The sequence below is a fragment of the Halocynthiibacter styelae genome (assembly GCF_016123485.1).
Classification (GTDB): domain Bacteria; phylum Pseudomonadota; class Alphaproteobacteria; order Rhodobacterales; family Rhodobacteraceae; genus Halocynthiibacter; species Halocynthiibacter styelae.
The window spans coordinates 177,526-195,797 of the sequence record NZ_JADCKQ010000005.1 but is presented as its reverse complement, the minus strand read 5'-3'; the positions used below and the strand labels follow the sequence as shown (position 1 = coordinate 195,797).

Sequence of the window (18,272 nt, the reverse complement as noted above, 5' to 3'; positions counted from 1 at the left end):
GTGAATCCTGGTTACCTTTCTGGTCCCGGATCTGTGGCTTAACGTTTGATGTTGGTGGTCTCCTGCAACATCTCATCCACAGTCTGAATTACCTTGGCGTTTGAGGAATAGGCACGTTGGGTCTGGATCAGGGCCGTCAGTTCGCCCGCCACATCTGTTGTGGATCCTTCACGGGCGTAGCCCGAGACAGCGCCAGTTGGGCCGTCACCTGCATCCCAGAGGAAGAATGACCCGCTGTTTGGCGACACCTGATAGGCCTGATTGTTCATCGCGATCAGGTTGTTCGGGCTTGGCACATCGACCAAAGGCACCTGATACAGACGTCGGATGAAGCCCGTGTCGTAGGTCGCGTTAATGAAGCCGTTTTCGTCAATTTCCACGGAGGTCAGATTGCCGACAGGTGATCCGTCCTTCGTTATGGATGTCGGAGCAAAACTATCAGACAGTTGTGTCAGGCCATTGGTGTCGCCAAGGCTGCCAATCGTGATGTCCATATCGCCGCCATCCACGGCAAGTTCCAGCACACCATCAGCGGTATAATCCGGGTGTGGCTGATAAGCGAGTGGCACCCCGGATTGAGTGGTTTCAGTGACGGCCAGGAGAGTGCCGCCATCGGTCTGGGTGTCATCAAAGACGAGACGGAATTGGCCGATGCTGGCTCCGGCGGATGCGGAATCTGTAATATCCATGATCCAGGTGTTGGACAGGCCATCCGTTGCAAGGGCGGACACCATCGGGGTGAATGTGACGTCGAGGGTCTCTGAGGTGCCAAGATTACCAAAATATTCGATTGAGGACGTCAGCGGGTCGCCCGGCATCCCAAACCCGGTTTGTGTGGCAGGTAAATTGATGCCAAGATTCATTTGGGTTGTGGGATCACCCGCGGTCTGGTTCGCATTGATTCTGACCGGCTCTAGTCCGGTTGATGTATCACGGGGAAATGTATCGATCGACCCATCCGCATTTGCGGGTACGCCAAGCAGGACAAGCCCAGACTTGGTGCGCAGAATTCCGTCCGCATCTGTGTGGAACGATCCGGTGGTTGTCATCATCAGGGGTTGATCGCCCGACGTCGCGCCAACAGATGTGGTTGTCGTCACCGGAAGCATCCCGCGCCCGGCAATGGCGATATCCATGGCGTTGGATGTGGAAACAATCGGGCCGCGTTCTTCCACCAGTCGTGTTGTACTGGCGCGTACGCCACCAGCAGAATACGTGCCGGAAGAGGAACTTTGCGTGATAACGAATGAATCGAAATCCGCCATCGCGCGCTTGTATCCAAATGTGTTGGAATTCGCGATATTGTCAGAAATCGTTGCCAGTTTGGTGGCGTTGGCAAAAAGCCCGGCCACGCCCGCGTTAAGCGAAGAGGAAATTGTCATGGTGCGCCTTTCTGCTGCATCAATCCTTGGTCTGATTTCAGCAGTAAGCGCTGCACCTTAACATCAGGCTAACGTTTAAAATGCGAAGGAAATTCCTGTTTATTCCGGCTGATCTGACCGTAGCAGGATCAATTCCAGCCGGTTATTGCGGACAGACATCGGATCAAGCGCCACAAGCTTGCGATCCGCAAAACCGGAAATGCGTTGGGTGCGCTCTTCGGCAAATCCGCTGTTCTCCATCAACAGACGCATTGACGTGGCGCGGGCCGATGACAGACCCCAGGCCGGATTATGCGCAAGCACAACCGGATGCGCCATGATATGCCCGTTGATCGCAAGCTGGTTTTCAACCAGAGCAAAGACCCCGGTCAGAATGTCAGAGATTTCCTGCAGGGTTTCGGTCGGATCCGCGGTGTCTTTCAGAAAAAGGGGCTCGCCGGGAAGGTCGAAAATTTCGACGATCAGCCCTTCATCGGTCACACGTGTTAACACGTGTTTCATAGGGTTGTCCGTCGCAAAGCTTTCGCCACCACTCCCGGCAAGTTCTTCAAGGATCTGTTGAATTTCCTCTTCTTCCCGGGCGACTTCCTGTGGGATTGCGCCCTGGCTGTCACCTGCGGTCGCCCCGGCTGCGGCATCCTCAGAGGAGGGGGCTGAAAGTGACCCACCTGTCCCATTCTGAGCAAGGGTTTCTTCTGTGAAGACAGAATCACCGCCACCCATGCCATCCCCGCCACCAGATACCCGGTGCACAGGGATTGTCGGGCTGAAATAATCAGCGATCCCTTTGCGTTGTTTTTCGGTTGTGGCGTTCAGCAGCCACATCAACATGAAAAAAGCCATCATCGCGGTTACAAAATCCGCATAGGCCACTTTCCAGGCACCACCATGATGCCCGTCACCGCCGCCTTTTTTAACCTTTTTGATGATTACAGGGGTCAGCCCATCCGCACCCATCCCGCCACCTCATATTTACCCGGGATCATGGATAGCAGAGGTGTGTGAACGGGCGCTTAACGTCTAAAATTACACGGGTTCTCAGAGTTTAAACGATTACATCCTGTGCTTTTTGTGTGCCAACCGCAAAAACGCGTTTGTAACGTTCGATCTGATCTGCCGGGCCCATCGCTTTGTTTGGGTTGTCAGAAAGCTTCACCGTGGAGCGCCCGTTGGCTTTGATCGCTTTGCAGACCAGTGAGAAGGGTGCCAGGGCATTATCCGGAACAAGCCCGCGGAAATCATTGGTTAACAATGTGCCCCAGCCGAAGGACACCCGAACACGTCCCTGAAATTGTGCACTTAATTCGCGCACTTTCTCGACATCCAGCCCGTCAGAAAAGATCACCAGTTTTTTCGTCGGATCTTCGCCACGGGATTTCCACCAGTTAATGGCGTTTTCGGCGCCGGTGGCCGGGTCGCCGGAATCGATCCGGATGCCTGTCCACTCATTCAGCCATTCAGGTGCACGATCGAGGAACCCCTGTGTGCCATAGGTGTCGGGCAGAATGACGCGCAACATGCCGTCGTGTTCCTCGTGCCAGTCCTCAAGAACCTGGTAGGGGGCCTGCGCAAGGGCTGCGTCATCTTCTGCAAGGGCGGAATACACCATGGGCAGTTCATGGGCGTTGGTGCCGATCGCTTCAATTTCGCGTTGCATGGCAATCCGGCAATTGGATGTGCCGACAAATTTTTCACCCAACCCTTCCATCATGGCCTGAACACACCAGTCCTGCCAGAGGTAAGAGTGACGGCGGCGGGTGCCAAAGTCTGCGATGCGCAGATTTTCGACGCTGCGCAGGGCTTCGACTTTTTCCCAGAGTTTGGTCATCGCCCGGGCATAAAGCACCTGAAGTTCGAATTTCTTCATGGTGTTCAGGACAGCCCGGCTGCGCAGTTCCATCAGAATCGCAAGGGCCGGAATTTCCCATAGCATGACTTCGGGCCAGGAGCCTTCAAAGGTCAGTTCATACTGGCCGTCACGTTTCTCAAGATGATAATCCGGCAGGCGCATGTTTTCGAACCATTCCATGAAATCCGGGCGGAACATCTGGCGTTTGCCGTAGAATGTATTGCCGCGCAGCCAGGTGCTTTCGCCCCGGGACAGAGACAGGGATTTCACATGATCCAGTTGTTCGCGCAATTCGCCTTCGTCGATCAGTTCAGCCAGGCGGATATCCTTTGACCGATTGATCAGGCTGAAGGTAACGGTCGTGTCAGGTTTGTTGCGAAACACAGACTGACACATCAGAAGTTTGTAGAAATCCGTATCGATCAATGACCGGACAATCGGATCGATTTTCCATTTGTGATTGTACACACGTGTTGCGATGTCGATCATGATGCCTTCCTCTGCCAGCCGGGCCTGTGGCGAATTTTACAGAAGGCTATCTCAGGATATTGCAGGATTGCCAGTGCTGTCAGAGAATATTTTTGTAAGCGTGCCGACAAGAACATCTTTTTTGACCGGTTTTGTCAGAAAACCATTCATGCCGGCAGAGGTACAATCGCTCTGATGGCTGGAAAAGGCATTTGCTGTCAGCGCATATATGGGCACAGCGAGGTAACGGTTCTGTTCTTCGAACTTCCGGATTTCACGGGTGGCTTCCAATCCATCTTTTCCTGGCATGGAAACATCCATCAGGATCAGGTCGGGTTTGTTCTTGTGAAATGAATCAATGACTTCAAATCCATCGGTGGCAAAATCCAGGTCCATCCCGGTGTCTCGCAGAAGTCTGCTCAGGATGAAACGGTTTGTTTTGTTGTCATCTGCGATGAGGACAGATTTTCCCTTCAGCGATGAATTGCCAGGCTGTGATGTCAGAAGGGGTTCGTTTTCGGACGGCAACCTGGCGGGCAATGTCAGTGTGAAAGCTGACCCTATGCCAATCGTGGAGGTTACTGAGATGCGCCCCCCCATGGCATGGGCGAGTTTCTGTGAAATGCTCAGCCCAAGGCCAGTGCCACCAAAACGCCTTGAGACACTGGAATCAGCCTGAGTGAACTCTTCGAAGATGGCAGAAAGCTTATTTTCAGCTATGCCAATGCCGGTGTCATGGATGACGACAGAGATTTCCGGGACTTCAGGTGCCTCTGGACCGAATATTTCACAATCAACCTGCCCGTCAGAGGTAAATTTAATCGCATTGCCGATCAGGTTCATGAGAACCTGTCTGAACCTGCCAGGATCGCCCGTGATTGTGTCGGGTACATCTTCTGCGATGTGAATATTCAGGCCAATTTGTTTCCCGTTCGCGATTGGTTTGAGAAGCTCTGTGGTTTTCAGCGCGACCTGCCGAACTGAGAAATTATGTTGCTCCAGTTCAGCCTTGCCTGCCTCAAGACGTGTCAGATCAAGGGTATTGTTGATAATGCCAAGCAAGGCCCCGCCGGCATCTGAAATCGTTTCAGTCAGATGGCGCTGATCCGGGTTCAGATCACTTTCCAGCAACAGATCCGTGACCCCGATAATGCCATTCATCGGGGTGCGGATTTCATGGCTCATTGTGGCGAGGAAAGCGGTTTTGGCGCGCGCGGTTTCTTCAGCGGTTTCCCGGGCTTCCGCCAGATCGGCTTCGCGCTGTTTCAGGGCATGAATATCCCGTTCAATCGAAACGAAATTAATAAGAATGCCCATGTCGTCATAGACCGGAGAAATATTGATTTCATACCATTTCGTCTGACCGTTTTTATCATAATTCAGAATTTCAGTACGAACGCCTTCGCCTTCCTTTCGGGCCTGGATGAGCTTTTGAATGACGGCGGGGTCCGTTTCAGGACCATTCAGCATTTTGACGTGTTTCCCAAGTATGTCCTTCTCGGAATATCCGGTCGAATGGATAAACGTGTCATTGACCCAGCTGATCGTGCCATCGGTTTCTGTAATGATGACAATGTCGCTGGCGTTGCGTGCCACGAGGGCAAGTTGTTTCGTCAGGTTCTGACTGCGGATCAGGCGATCACGCGCTTCTTCAGCCTCCAGCTTTTCCTGTAGCAAATGACGCTTTGCCAGCTGCGCTGCATGAAAGCTTTTGTACCGGCTGACCATAAGCATAACGGCCATCAAACTGAACAGGCTAATCGCAGCCAGATCAAATCCCAACCCGGGATCCATACCGTCCGCGATCTGAATATCATGTAGAATCAGAAAGATTGAGACCAGAATATAGATCCCCAGCCGCAGGCGGCTGCCCCAGGGGAAAAATGGCATGGTAATGCTGGCGTGAATAATCAGTGTGGTGATGCAGACAAACGCAAAAAACCGTGTTTCGCCAAGGTCAGAGGCGCTCCAGACGATGGCCAGTCCGATTGATGCACAGATGGCCTGGAAAGCAGCGGTCAGGCGTTGAATATCACGACGCCTGCGAGAACACTGGTATTCGGCAATGGGGATTTTGCGATCTTTCAGAAGGCTGCTGATATGAACAACTTCACCTGTCATACCAATCAGATAGGCAAGAAGCGCGAGGCCGGGTGTGGTAATGACAGCAAGAAGAACTGCGGCAAATGTCATCATCGCAAGGCGGACAGGGACAGCCGCGACATACCCTCTGGCATACCGCAGAAACAGCCCGTCAGGGCGATTCCTTATTTCGAAGCAGTTCAGGGCTTCCCGGGCGGTTTGATTGTTTGCATTCATTATACTGACCAGAGGGTTATGTGCCTCTCTATGCCAGTTGCCGGTTAATAAACGGTGTGTTTCAGACCAGCTTCACGGCCACAGCGCTCATTGCATTCTGTGCTGCCTGCATGGATCCGTTCAGATCAATCCCCCGGCAGGCACTTTCGATAACGGTCACGTCAAAACCCAGTTTGGCAGCATCCACGGCAGAGAAATACACGCAGAAATCTGTGGCCAGGCCGACCATGGTCAAATGCGTGATGCCCAGCCCGCGCAGATAGCCTTCCAGGCCTGTTGGGGTTGTCTGATCGTTCTCAAAAAACGCTGAATAGCTGTCAATCGCCGGGTTCATACCTTTGCGGATGATCAGGTTTGCAGGTTCCAGGCGCAGGTCATTGTGGAATTCAGCCCCTGCACTGCCTTGGACACAATGATCCGGCCAGAGAACCTGCGGCCCATAAGGCATGTCGATCATTTCAAGCGGGTTCTTCCCATCATGCGATGAGGCAAACGACGAATGCCCGGCCGGGTGCCAGTCCTGGGTCAGAACAACGGTTGCGAAATCATCCATCATCGCGTTGATTTCAGGGACAATCTGATCCCCTTCCTCAACAGCCAATGCGCCGCCAGGGCAGAAATCATTCTGAACGTCGATAACAATCAGGGCTTCGTGTGATGCGCGCATGTTGGTCTCCCTTGTTGTGAAATTGGTAGGACGTGCGCAGGGGCTGGTCAATATAAGAGAATCGTTATATTGGTACCAAGGTGTCAATTGGAGATACTGATGAAAACTGTAACGCGTACACAGACCGGGCTGCGCGTCGAAACCAGATTGCTGAAAGTGCTGAAGGGCCTGGCGGAACATCTGGATATGTCCACCGCAGAGCTGATCGAAGGGATGGCTTTGCACTGTTTCGAAGGGAAAACTCCTTTTTCCGAGGATACTCTTGGGAAGATTGAAGCGCTGAAAGGGGTCTATGATCTGGATCTGACGGCAGAAGACAGTCACCGCCTGCGGGAGAAATAAGATGCAGAATGAAAACAGAAGTGCCGCAGGGGTATTTGCCGCGATGTCTGAAGGCACGCTTGATCCAGCAGGATTTACCCACCGGGATCACGTGATCTGTGCCGCTTTCGCATTGCGCGGATATGATTTCTTTGAGGCTGCATTTTTATACGCCAACGGCTTGAAAGCCCTGGTGAAAAAGGCCGGCGTGCCGGAGAAGTTCAACGCCACAGTCACCTTTGCGTTCCTTAGCATCATTGCACAAAAACTTGCAGAAAGCCCGGGTGTATCCGCAGATGATCTGCCGGAACATTGTCCGGAACTGATGCAGAAAACGCTTTTGTCGCCCTGGTACACTGGTGCTGTGTTGGCGTCTGATCAGGCGCGTCAGTTTCCCGTGATGCCGCAAATGAAATCCGCATGAGGGGTCGGATAATAAGAGCTTTCTCTTGATCCCGACGGTTGATCGGCCTATGTGCGCGCTATGACTATCGTAGCCGCACTTTATCACTTCGCCCGTATTGAAAACCCGCCTGCCGTGCAGGGGCCGCTTCAGGCTCTGTGTGATGAGGAGGGGATCAGAGGATCGCTGCTTCTTGCAAAGGAAGGCATCAACGGAACTGTTGCCGGACCACGTGCCGGGCTGGACCGGATGCTGGCTTATATCCGGGCGCTGCCAGGGTGTAACGATCTGGAACATAAGGAAAGTCCGGCGTCTGAAATGCCGTTCAACCGGATGAAGGTGAAGCTCAAGAAAGAGATCGTCACCATGGGCCAGCCCGACGTTGATCCGACGGCCTCTGTTGGCAATTATGTCGACCCAAAGGACTGGAACGATCTGATCACCCAGGATGATGTTGTGGTGATCGACACCCGCAATGATTACGAGGTCGGGATCGGTACGTTCAAAGGCGCGATTGATCCGGAAACCAAATCTTTCCGCGAATTCCCCGAATGGTGGGAAAAGAACGCAGATCGTTTCCACAACAAACGTGTGGCGATGTTCTGTACTGGCGGAATTCGTTGTGAGAAATCAACGAACTATCTGCTGGGGCAGGGGGTTGAGGATGTGTATCACCTGAAAGGTGGTATTCTGAAATATCTGGAAGAAGTGCCGGAAGAGGAAAGCACCTGGGAAGGCGAATGTTTCATCTTTGATCAGCGCGTTTCCATCGGTCACGGCCTTGTCGAAGGTCCGCACCACCTGTGCCACGCCTGCCGTCACCCGATCCTGCCGGAAGACCTGGAACGTCCTGAATATGAGGAAGGTGTCAGCTGTCACCTCTGCGTTGACCAGACGTCAGAGGATCGCAAAACCCGCTTCCGCGAACGCCAGAAGCAGATCGCGCTGTCCAAAAAGCGTGGCGAAAATCACGTGGGTCCGCGCGACTGAAGTTTACAGACTTTAAAGGGTCGAAAGCGGATCGCCTGAAGGCGATGATGCTCCGGCATCTGCTTTTTTCTTCACTCAAACTCTGCGACCAGTGCGGACCCTTCATTTCAGACATGAAATGAGAACCGCGTACCCGGACGCATCAGGGCGTTTAGCGCCGCAGAGTCGGGCGGTGTATGTGACTGCAGTACAATTTGTCCTTCGCGTACTGTCAGATTTCCGGAAAACCGCAGATTTCGGATCCAGATCTGACGTGGTTCATCCGCGTTCAGTCCACGATCCTGCCAGGCGCATTCCCCAGGAGCAAGAGGACGCTGGAACGAACCCCGGTTCGCGGATTCAAACCAGATCCGCAGGGTGGAATCGCTCAGGCCGTCTGTTCCGACATTCAGACTGCTGGCATGTCATCCCCGCTGATTCAATCTAGCCTATGCGCCCGCCCCTGGGCACTGGTCTGTGTGCTAAGGCCCGTCAGAAGCATGGCGGCAAACGAAAGTGATTTGGTAGATAAATGTTTCATTTTATGTCTCCTGAAATCAATACAGAAGAATTATAGCATAAAAACGCTCTCTATGCAGGCGGGGTCCAGCTGGACCGGATTGTTTGACATGCGTTGCATGTTGGCTTGTTTCGACAGGGCCGCGCGTTTTTCAGGCGTGTCGGGGCCGGATTTTGTCAGGTCGGGTTCTGCACTGATGTCAGTCATAAACTGGCGCAGGGTGGTGCTGGCCTGATCCGGGGTTGCAATGGACAGGGCCTGCATCAGTTGTGCCATGATTGCGCGCAGATGTTGTGGGCCGCGTGGGTCATTGATTTGGGTCTCGTCCGCCAGGGCATGGATCTGAAAAATCGTGGGCAGGGTCAGCCAGACGGCGTGACCATGGGGGATGCCATATGTGCCGGTGATGCCATAAGACCATGCATGGGCGGCGGTGGTTTTTGAGATGTTAATGGCTTTGCCTGCGAGATGCGCGGCTTCAGCCATGGCCTGAAGGGTGACACTGTCGGCACCGGGCCGCACCATGGCGCGGGCATGTTGCATGATCAGGTCAATGGCCTCGAAGGAATACTCCCGGCTTTCACCCGTTGATCCTACGGCCCAGGCGCTTTCAATCGCTTGTGCCAGAGCATCCAGCAGGTTGCAGGTTTTCTGATAGGGGCTCGCACTGGCCAGCAATGCACCATCCAGAATGACCTGATCCGGCAAAAGGCAGGGCGCGGCGACAGAGTATTTATCTGCCCCGATATAGACGACTGCGAAATGGGTCGCTTCGCTGCCAGAACCGGCGGTTGTCGGGATCGCGATCAGGGGAATATCAGGGTCTGTTACAGGGGTTTTTCCCTGTGTCAGGGTCTTTTCTGTGCCCGGGCTGGTGTAAAAAGCTTTGATCAGCTTCGCCATGTCCAGCATGCTGCCGCCACCCACGGCAAGGATCAGATCAATGCTTTCAGCACGGGCAAGCGCGACACCGCGTTGGGCATCTTCGATCTTTGGGTTCACGTCGAAATCGTGGAAGTGCAGGACAGACTGGCCCTGAAGGGCTGCCTCTATATGCGCCTGCGCGCCGCTGGCGGCAAAAGATCCCTTGCCCGTGACAAGCAGAATGCGGCGGGCCGGATAACGGGCCAGAACCGGGGGCAGTTGCGCCAGGGAATTTAAACCGGAAATGAGATGTGGCACGGGCGATCCTTGTGCATGACGGGGTGCAGGTCTTTGATACCCCGGGGTTTGATTCAGCGCAAAGATGGATTCGCGCAGCACCCCTATATCGGTCCAATGGAACGCATAAATGAACTTCGCCGTCTTGGCCTTTTTGATGCCCGTGTCCCGCGATACACGAGCTATCCCACCGCACCGGTTTTCTCACCTGATTTCGGGGCCGATTTTCAGGCGGAATGCCTGGCCTCTCTGGATCCGGCGGAACCTGTGTCTGTCTATGTGCATGTGCCGTTTTGCGAACGGTTGTGCTGGTTCTGCGCCTGTCGCACCCAGGGCACACAAACCATGTCGCCGGTGGCGGGCTATGTGAAAACCCTGAAGGCGGAACTGGAAATGATCCGCACACGCCTGCCCGAAGGTGTGAAAATGGGGCGGCTGCACTGGGGCGGTGGTACGCCGACCATCCTGCTGCCGGATATGATCCATGATCTGGCCCAGGCGGTGAAATCTGTCTTCCCACCGGCGGCAGAATTTGAGTTTTCCGTTGAAATAGACCCTACTCTCGTGGACGAAGCCAAGGTGGAGGCCCTGCGCCTTGAAGGCATGAACCGCGCCTCTATCGGTATTCAGGATTTTGCTGAGGACGTGCAGGAAGCCATTGGCCGTCATCAGCCCTGGGATGTGACAAAACATTGTGTGGATATGCTGCGTGCGGCGGGCATCCATTCGCTGAATGCGGATTTGGTGTATGGCCTGCCGTTTCAGTCAGAAGACCATATGCGTGATACGGTTGAAAAGGTGCTGGCGCTGGATCCGGATCGCATGGCCCTGTTTGGCTATGCCCATGTGCCGCATATGGCGAAGCGTCAGAAGCTGATTAAGGAAGAAACTCTGCCGGGCGATCTTGAGCGATATAATCTATCACAGATTGCGGCTGAGATGTTCCGCAAGGCGGGATACCAGGCGATCGGCATTGATCACTTTGCCAAGGCGGATGATGAACTGTCTGTTGCGCTGGCTGAGGGGCGTTTGCGCCGCAATTTCCAGGGTTACACCGCAGATCACTGCGACACGCTGGTTGGGATTGGGGCGTCTTCGATTTCGTCTTTTAAGGAAGGCTGGCTTCAGAATGCGCCTGCAACCGGGGCCTGGACTGGTAAGGTCGAAGCAGGTGTTCTGACCGGTTCCCGTGGACATCGCTTCGCCGGTGATGATCTGCTGCGCAAAGCAGTGATCGACGGGCTGATGTGTAACTTTGAGGTGAATTTGGCCACGTTAGACACTGTTTTTGACGATGCCGCCGCATTGAATGCGTTGCACGAAGCCGTGATGATCGAATTCGCACCCTATGTGAAACATGTGGGGGATATTCTGCGGATCACCGAAGAAGGCCGCCCGCTGACACGTATTATTGCCAGTCGCTATGACGCCTATACGCGGGATGCAGGAACGTATTCGAAGGCGTCTTAGGGAGTGCGATCAGCGCGGGGGGCAGCCCCCCGCACCCCCGGGATATTTATGGAACGAAAATGGACTCAGGGGCGCAGACAGGGCAGGACATCGCCTGGTTCCGGGCGGGCTTCCCAGACGGCGCGGGCGATGGCGCGGGACAGGCACATGGCGGCTGCGTGGCCGAGATCTGACAATTCCGGTGTATCGCGTTTCCCTGTGCTGACAGCGAAGATCAGATCCCCGTCCATCGGCGAATGGGCGGGTACAATCGCGCGACCCAGGCCGTCCTGTGCCATAACCGCCATGCGTTTGCATTGCGCTTTGGTCAGGGTCGCATCTGTTGCAACAATCGCGATGGTGGTGTTGGCCGTCGGGGCCTGATCTGCGCCTGTTGCCAGTTCCATCATCTTTGCGACTTTTTCACTGTGATGGGGAAGGCATCCCATGGGCTGCGGGTCCGGGCCAAGGCCTCCGAATTCTGCGCTGATCTCATAGGGGGCGGCGTGGAAGTGCCCGTTTGCTGTCACCACATTGCCAATGGGGTTCGCTGCAACAAGCGCACCGACAGTCGTGCCACAGGGCATAACAAGGGAGGCAGAACCAAGCCCGCCCTTGTAGTTGCCCGTGACGGCCCCCTTGCCCGCGCCATGACTGCCGAGAGAGAAATCAGATGATGCATTCTCAAGCGCAGATCGGCCGAGGGTGCGATATGGGTTGTCCTCCCATGCCTTGTCACCGCCATTGAGCAGATCAAAGATGATCGCACCTGGCACAATTGGGATCAGGGCCGGGCCAAGCTGAAAGCCACGGCCCATGGCGCGCAACCCATCACTGACACCGGATGGCGCATCAAGGCCAAAGGCGGATCCGCCGGACAGCACCAATGCATCCACCGCTTCAACCGTGCGCTGGGGGTCAAGCAATTCGGTTTCGCGTGTGCCCGGCGCGCCGCCCATCACGTCAACCGAGGCGACAAAAGGCGCATCCCCGACCAGAACGGTGGTGCCGGATTTCAGGCGTGTGTCATCGGCGTTGCCCACGCGCAGACCTGCGACATCGGTGATCAGGTTGCGCGGGCCGGGTTGCATTGGCGTCATATGCAGCGCCCCCCGTCGACTTCCATGGCGACGCCTGTGATCATGCTGGCCTCATCCGAGCAGAGGAAAGCAGCGGCGTTGCCCATGTCCTGTGGCGTCGAAAAACGTCCGATTGGGATAGTTGAGACGAATTTTTCGCGCATCTCAGGTGTGTCTTCCCCCATGAAGCTTTTCAGCAGGGGCGTTTCACCGGCCACCGGGTTGATCGCGTTGACGCGCACGCCTGCGGGCGCAAGTTCCACCGCCATGGCTTTGGTTGCCGTGATCATCCAGCCTTTAGAGGCATTGTACCAGCTCAGGCGTGGGCGGGGGCTGACCCCGGCGGTGGAGGCGACATTCAGGATCGCACCACTGCCCCGGGCTTTCATCAGGGGCACGATGTGTTTTGCGGCAAGGTAAACGGATTTGGTGTTCACGTTTAACACGCGATCGAAATCTTCCTCGCTTACGTCTTCCATTGCGGCAGGAAGGTGGGTGACGCCGGCGTTGTTTACCAGAATGTCGATACGGCTCATTTTATTAAGCGCGGTTGCGGTCAGCGCTGCAACATCTGCGTTAGATGCAACATCGCATTGCGCCGCGAAGGCACCCAGGCCACTTGCGGCTTCGTCTGCCGCGGCGCCATTGATGTCGGCGATTAACACGGTTGCGCCTTCTGAGATGAATTTCTCGGCAATGCCCAGACCAAAGCCAGATGCACCACCGGTCACAATTGCGGTTTTTCCCTGAAGTTTCATAATCCTGTTTCCTTGTTCCAAATTCCTTTGAAAGGAATTTACCCGGAGTTTTTCAAAAACTCCGGACCCTATCCATGTTTCGCAGCGATGGTTTTCAACGTGGAAAACCCGTAAAGCGCCTCAAATCCTTTTTCCCTTCCGTGGCCGGATTTTCCGATGCCACCGAAAGGCAGTTCAACGCCTCCACCTGCGCCATAATTGTTAATAAACACCTGACCTGACCGCAGCCGTTTCGCGAGGCGCATTTGCCGCGCGCCGCTGTCCGTCCAGATTGACGCGACCAGGCCAAAATCCGTGCCATTGGCAATGCGCACAGCATCTTCTTCATCGTCAAAGGGGATGATCACCTGCACCGGGCCGAAGATTTCATCCTGGGCCAGACCATGGGCGGCATCGACTGGGGCAAACAACGCCGGTGCCACATAATGTCCACCTGCCGGGGCATCAGAAACGATCTGACCTGTGCCGATTTTCTCAAGCCCGCGCCCGGCCTCAAGGAAGCCTGTGACGATCTCTTTCTGGCGGGCAGAGATCAGCGGGCCGACGTTGAGATCATCCATTGCCGGGCCGACCTTCAGATTGGCATAGGCCGTGGCCATACGCCCGGCGACTTCTTCAAAACGGGAGCGATGCACAAGGATGCGGGAGGAGGCAGAACAGGTCTGACCGGCGTTCTGGATGCCCGCGTTCACAAGGAAGGGCAGTGCAGCGTCAAGATCAGCGTCTTCAAAGACCAGTTGCGGGGATTTTCCGCCCAGTTCCAGTGTCACAGGTACAACGTTTTCACCCGCCGCCTGCTGGATGAGTTTGCCGACGCCGACAGAACCCGTGAAGGAAATGTGATGCACGCCGGGATGGGATGATAGTGCTGCACCGGCTTCTTCGCCAAGGCCCGGCACAACGTTCAGGGCGCCGGCGGGCAGGCCTGCCTCTCGTGCAATCTCAGCAAAACACAGGGCGGTCAGGCAGGCTTCTTCCGCGGGTTTCAGCACGCAGGCATTTCCCATGGTCAGGGCTGCACCAACGCTGCGGCCAATGATCTGCATCGGGTAATTCCAGGGCACGATATGACCGGTCACGCCATGGGGTTCACGCAGGGTGTAAACGGTGTAGCCATCCAGATAGGGGATGGTTTCGCCGTGTATTTTGTCCGCGGCACCGCCGTAAAATTCCATATATCGCGCCAGCGCCACCGCATCTGCGCGGGCTTGTGACAGGGGTTTGCCGACGTCCTGTGCCTCGATCCTTGCAAGCTCATCAACGCGTGTCAGGACAAGCTGCCCGATCCGCGTCAGGATGCGTCCGCGTTCCACCGCGGTCATCCGGCCCCAGTCACCACTCAGGGCGTTTTCGGCTGCATGAACGGCCGCATCAACATCGGCCTGCGTGCCCCGTGCAATTGCGCCTGTGATCTGTCCGCTAGAGGGATCTTCCACGGGCAGACTGTCACCAGATACCGGGGCAATCCATGCGCCATTGATGAAGCATTTGTCACTGTCAAACCAGAGATCAGACATTATGCGGTTTCCTTTATATCGGCAGGGCTATCATCGGGCAGGCGCGGGGCGGCTGCGATCAGGGCTTTGGTGTAGGGATGTTGTGGCGTGTCAAAAACAGACTCTGTTTCGCCCTTTTCCACGATTTCCCCTGCTTTCATCACCAGCACCCGGTCGGTGATCGTGCGCACAACGGACAGATCGTGCGAGATGAACAAATAGGTCAGCCCGTGTTTTTCAGACAGCTCTGCCAGAAGGTCCAGGACCTGGGCGCGGACAGATACATCAAGGGCGGAAACGGCTTCGTCCAGAATGATCAGATCCGGGCGGGTGATCAGGGCGCGGGCGATGGCGATGCGCTGACGCTGACCGCCGGAAAATTCATGGATGTATTTGTGTTTGTCGTCCGGTGTCAGGCCAACGGAAATCAGAGCCTGATCGACGGCGGTTTCAAAGGCAAGGCCCGTCGGGGGATTGTCCAGCAGATGAAAAGGTTCTGTGATCAGACGGGCAACTTTCCAGCGCGGATTGAAAGATCCGTAGGGATCCTGAAACACCACCTGCATTTTACGCCGGGCCATCGGGTTGACCCCGCCTTCTGTAAACAGTGGCGCGCCGTCCAGGATGATTTCACCGTCCTGAATGGCCTCAAGACCCAGAATAGCCCGTGTTAGGGTCGATTTTCCGCAACCGGATTCACCGACAAGGCCCAGGCTTTCACCGCGTCGGATTTCAAAGCTGACGTCATTTACCGCGCGGAATTTCCCGGGTGCTTTGAGCAGTTTTTCACGTGGTAAGGTGTAATCCCGGATCAGGCCTTTGACCTGCAGAAGTGGCGGGGATTTTAATGGCGCGTTGCGATCTGGCTGGTGGGAGGAGGCTTCGAACAGCGCCTTGGTGTAGGGATGCTGCATGTCCTTATACAGGGTCGCGGCGGGGCCTTCTTCGACCACTTCACCGTCTTTCATAATCACGATGTGATCAGCCATATCGGACACCACGGCCAGATCATGTGTGATCATCATCAGACCCATATTGTCTTCTGTCACCAGTCGTTTCAGCAGGGTCAGAATTTCGGCTTGTGTGGTGACATCCAGCGCGGTTGTCGGTTCATCCGCGATCAGCAGTTTCGGGTGGCGCGCAATCGCCATGGCAATAACCACGCGCTGACGTTGGCCGCCGGACATTTCGTGCGGATAGCGGGTCAGGGGAAAGCGATCTTCGGGCAACTCACACCGATCCAGGGCTTCGCGGGCGCGGGCCAGGGCCTCGGCTTTGCTGACGCCGGGTTCGTGAATGCGGATGGTTTCTGCCACCTGATCGCCGATGTTTTTCACCGGGTTGAGCGCAGTCATGGGTTCCTGAAACACCATGCCCACGTCATTGCCTCTGATCGTGCAGAGGTCAGATTCGGACGCGGCCAGAATATCCGTGCTGGCCAGGGTGATCGCGCCTGTGCAAGTCGCGGCATCGGGCAGCAGTTGCATCACGGAAAAGGCAGTCATGCTTTTGCCCGATCCGCTTTCGCCAATCACACCCAGGATCTCACCCGGGGCGACAGACATGGAAACATCATGCAGGATTTCAACCGCGCCGATTTTCATGGACAGGTTTTCGATCGTCAGAAGGGTCATGTGCGGGCCTTTCTGACTTTGGGGTCAAAAATGTCGCGCAGACCATCGCCCATCAGGTTCAGCCCCAGTACGGTAAACAGGATCGCAAGCCCCGGAAACAGGGCCAGTGTTGGCGTGCTGTAAATCAGTGTCTGACTTTCCGCGAGCATCCTTCCCCAGCTTGGCATTGGCGGCTGCACACCAAGTCCAACAAAGGACAGGCCTGCTTCGGCGAGGATCCCAAGCGAGAACTGAATGGTGCCCTGAACGATCAGCAGGTTCATGACATTGGGCAGGATGTGTTCCATCGAAATACGCGTCGGGGTTTTGCCGGCGACGCGGGCGGTAAGGATGTAATCCCGTTCCCACAGGGACAGCGCGCCGCCCCGGGTGATGCGGGCGAACACCGGGATGTTGAAAATGCCGATGGCGATGATGGCGTTGATCGCTGAGGCCCCGAAAATTGCGGTGATCAGAATGGCGATCACAAGGGACGGAAAGGCAAAGACCAGATCATTGCCGCGCATAATGACCTCATCCCAGAAGCTGCCCTTCTTTGCGGCGGCGGCCAGGCCAAGGGGCACGCCGATCACCATGCCGATGCCGACAGCCACCAGGGCAACCGCGATAGAGACCCGCGCGCCTACCATGATCATCGACAGCACGTCGCGCCCATATTGATCAGTACCCAGCACATAGGGCCAGGCCGGAGTGCGCAGTTTATTGGGGATATCCACGCCGTCGATCGCGTAAGGCGTCCAGACGAAGCTGATCAGGGCGGCAAGAGCGAAGACCAGGATTAGGATCAGACCCAGTGTGAAATTGCGGGATTGCAGCAGGGTACGGATCATGTGCGGGCCCTCCGCAGGCGGGGGTCGGCGATGCCATAGGCCAGGTCCACCGCAAAATTCACAAGGATCACGGCGAAGACCAGCAGCATGACGACACTTTCCACCACGATCAGATCGCGTTGCGTGATGGCCTGAAAGATCAGCTGACCCAGGCCGGGCAGGAAGAAGACTTTTTCAATGATAATGCCACCGGCCAGAAGGAAGGCGAATTGCAGCCCGATGATTGTCAGAACCGGGATCAGCGCATTGCGCAAGGCATGTCGCCACAGGGCCTGCCTGCGGGTGAGCCCCTTGGCGCGGGCGGTGCGGATGTAATCTTCTGACAGTGTATCCAGTAGGGAAGATCGCATCACACGGGCAAGGATTGAGGCCTGGGGCAGGGCAAGGGCGATGGCGGGCAGGGTCAGGGCTTTCATCGCCGCGAAAAAACCGGCGTCCCAGCCGGGGAAACCACCGGCGGAGAACCAGCCAAGGTTAATCGCAAAGACCACCACCATCAGCATGGCGAACCAGAAATTCGGGATCGCAACGCCCAGCTGTGTGACGCCCATGACAGACACATCCGCAACGGATCCGCGCCGGGTGGCGGCGATGATGCCGGCAGGGAAGGCGATCAGCGTGGACAGGGTCAGGGCATACAGCGCCAGCGGCAGGGAAATCACCATGCGTTCCGCGATCATGTCAGAGACGGGGGTGCGGTAAGTGTAAGAGGTGCCGAAATCGCCCTGCACCATGCCGGTGACCCAGGTGAAATAGCGTTCCCACAGAGATACATTCAGGCCCAGCTGTTCGCGCAGGGCCATGATCGTATCTTCCTGCGCATTGATGCCCAGCATGAAGCTTGCCGGATCACCGGGAACGACTTCCACGGCGGCAAAAATGACAAGGCTTGCGATGATCAGGCTGATCACAAGCGCCTGCAGGCGTTTCAGAATATATCGGAACATGTCTTACCCGGGGATCAGGC

The 18,272-nt window shown here is 55.8% G+C and carries 16 protein-coding genes; 4 read left to right on the top strand and 12 right to left on the bottom strand.

Annotated elements, in window-relative coordinates:
- Positions 1–38 precede the first annotated feature (38 nt).
- The 5 genes from H1D41_RS08850 to pncA form a co-directional block, all read right to left on the bottom strand.
- The gene (locus H1D41_RS08850) at positions 39–1,382 is read right to left on the bottom strand and encodes a flagellar hook protein FlgE (protein ID WP_228848559.1); all 1,344 of its coding nucleotides are present in this window, start codon (positions 1,380–1,382) and stop codon (positions 39–41) included.
- 99 nt (positions 1,383–1,481) lie between these two features.
- Positions 1,482–2,339, bottom strand: a complete 858-nt coding sequence (locus H1D41_RS08845) for an OmpA/MotB family protein (RefSeq protein ID WP_228848558.1) — start codon at positions 2,337–2,339, stop codon at positions 1,482–1,484.
- A gap of 88 nt (positions 2,340–2,427) precedes the next feature.
- Entirely contained in the window at positions 2,428–3,720 is a 1,293-nt protein-coding gene (pncB, locus tag H1D41_RS08840) for a nicotinate phosphoribosyltransferase (RefSeq protein WP_107496695.1), read from the bottom strand.
- 51 nt (positions 3,721–3,771) lie between these two features.
- Entirely contained in the window at positions 3,772–6,018 is a 2,247-nt protein-coding gene (locus H1D41_RS08835; protein WP_228848557.1) for a hybrid sensor histidine kinase/response regulator, read from the bottom strand.
- A 61-nt stretch (positions 6,019–6,079) separates the two neighbouring features.
- Positions 6,080–6,685 (bottom strand): bifunctional nicotinamidase/pyrazinamidase, encoded by a 606-nt coding sequence (gene pncA / locus H1D41_RS08830; RefSeq protein ID WP_228848556.1) that lies wholly within the window; start codon positions 6,683–6,685, stop codon positions 6,080–6,082.
- 99 nt (positions 6,686–6,784) lie between these two features.
- On the opposite strand from pncA, the gene H1D41_RS08825 reads away from it, so the two are divergent.
- From H1D41_RS08825 to trhO, 3 genes are read left to right on the top strand one after another with little or no spacing between them, the layout of a single operon-like run.
- Positions 6,785–7,027: a hypothetical protein gene (locus H1D41_RS08825; RefSeq protein WP_228848555.1), complete on the top strand. Its 243-nt coding sequence runs from the start codon at positions 6,785–6,787 to the stop codon at positions 7,025–7,027.
- 1 nt (position 7,028) lies between these two features.
- Positions 7,029–7,430, top strand: coding sequence for a hypothetical protein (locus tag H1D41_RS08820; RefSeq protein WP_228848554.1), 402 nt, complete (start codon positions 7,029–7,031; stop codon positions 7,428–7,430).
- Between the two features lie 60 nt (positions 7,431–7,490).
- Positions 7,491–8,399 carry an oxygen-dependent tRNA uridine(34) hydroxylase TrhO gene (gene trhO / locus H1D41_RS08815; RefSeq protein WP_228848553.1) on the top strand — a complete coding sequence of 303 codons (909 nt, stop codon included), beginning with the start codon at positions 7,491–7,493 and terminating at the stop codon, positions 8,397–8,399.
- A gap of 550 nt (positions 8,400–8,949) precedes the next feature.
- Here trhO and H1D41_RS08810 read toward each other — a convergent pair.
- Positions 8,950–10,080 carry a phosphonoacetaldehyde reductase gene (locus H1D41_RS08810; RefSeq protein ID WP_228848552.1) on the bottom strand — a complete coding sequence of 377 codons (1,131 nt, stop codon included), beginning with the start codon at positions 10,078–10,080 and terminating at the stop codon, positions 8,950–8,952.
- A gap of 96 nt (positions 10,081–10,176) precedes the next feature.
- On the opposite strand from H1D41_RS08810, the gene hemN reads away from it, so the two are divergent.
- Positions 10,177–11,529, top strand: a complete 1,353-nt coding sequence (gene hemN, locus H1D41_RS08805; protein WP_228848551.1) for an oxygen-independent coproporphyrinogen III oxidase — start codon at positions 10,177–10,179, stop codon at positions 11,527–11,529.
- A 65-nt stretch (positions 11,530–11,594) separates the two neighbouring features.
- On the opposite strand, the gene H1D41_RS08800 is transcribed toward hemN, so the two are convergent.
- The 6 genes from H1D41_RS08800 to H1D41_RS08775 form a co-directional block, all read right to left on the bottom strand.
- A complete protein-coding gene (locus H1D41_RS08800; protein WP_228848635.1) occupies positions 11,595–12,599 on the bottom strand; it encodes a P1 family peptidase in 1,005 nt (334 codons plus the stop codon).
- 5 nt (positions 12,600–12,604) lie between these two features.
- A complete protein-coding gene (locus H1D41_RS08795; protein ID WP_228848550.1) occupies positions 12,605–13,345 on the bottom strand; it encodes a glucose 1-dehydrogenase in 741 nt (246 codons plus the stop codon).
- Between the two features lie 68 nt (positions 13,346–13,413).
- Positions 13,414–14,862, bottom strand: a complete 1,449-nt coding sequence (locus tag H1D41_RS08790) for an aldehyde dehydrogenase family protein (RefSeq protein WP_228848549.1) — start codon at positions 14,860–14,862, stop codon at positions 13,414–13,416.
- Entirely contained in the window at positions 14,862–16,475 is a 1,614-nt protein-coding gene (locus H1D41_RS08785; RefSeq protein WP_228848548.1) for an ABC transporter ATP-binding protein, read from the bottom strand. The genes H1D41_RS08790 and H1D41_RS08785 overlap by 1 nt, the downstream gene beginning before the upstream one ends.
- The gene (locus tag H1D41_RS08780; RefSeq protein WP_228848547.1) at positions 16,472–17,305 is read right to left on the bottom strand and encodes an ABC transporter permease; all 834 of its coding nucleotides are present in this window, start codon (positions 17,303–17,305) and stop codon (positions 16,472–16,474) included. Before H1D41_RS08780 ends, H1D41_RS08785 begins: the two co-directional genes overlap by 4 nt.
- The gene (locus H1D41_RS08775; protein ID WP_228848546.1) at positions 17,302–18,252 is read right to left on the bottom strand and encodes an ABC transporter permease; all 951 of its coding nucleotides are present in this window, start codon (positions 18,250–18,252) and stop codon (positions 17,302–17,304) included. Before H1D41_RS08775 ends, H1D41_RS08780 begins: the two co-directional genes overlap by 4 nt.
- Between the last annotated feature and the right edge of the window lie 20 nt (positions 18,253–18,272).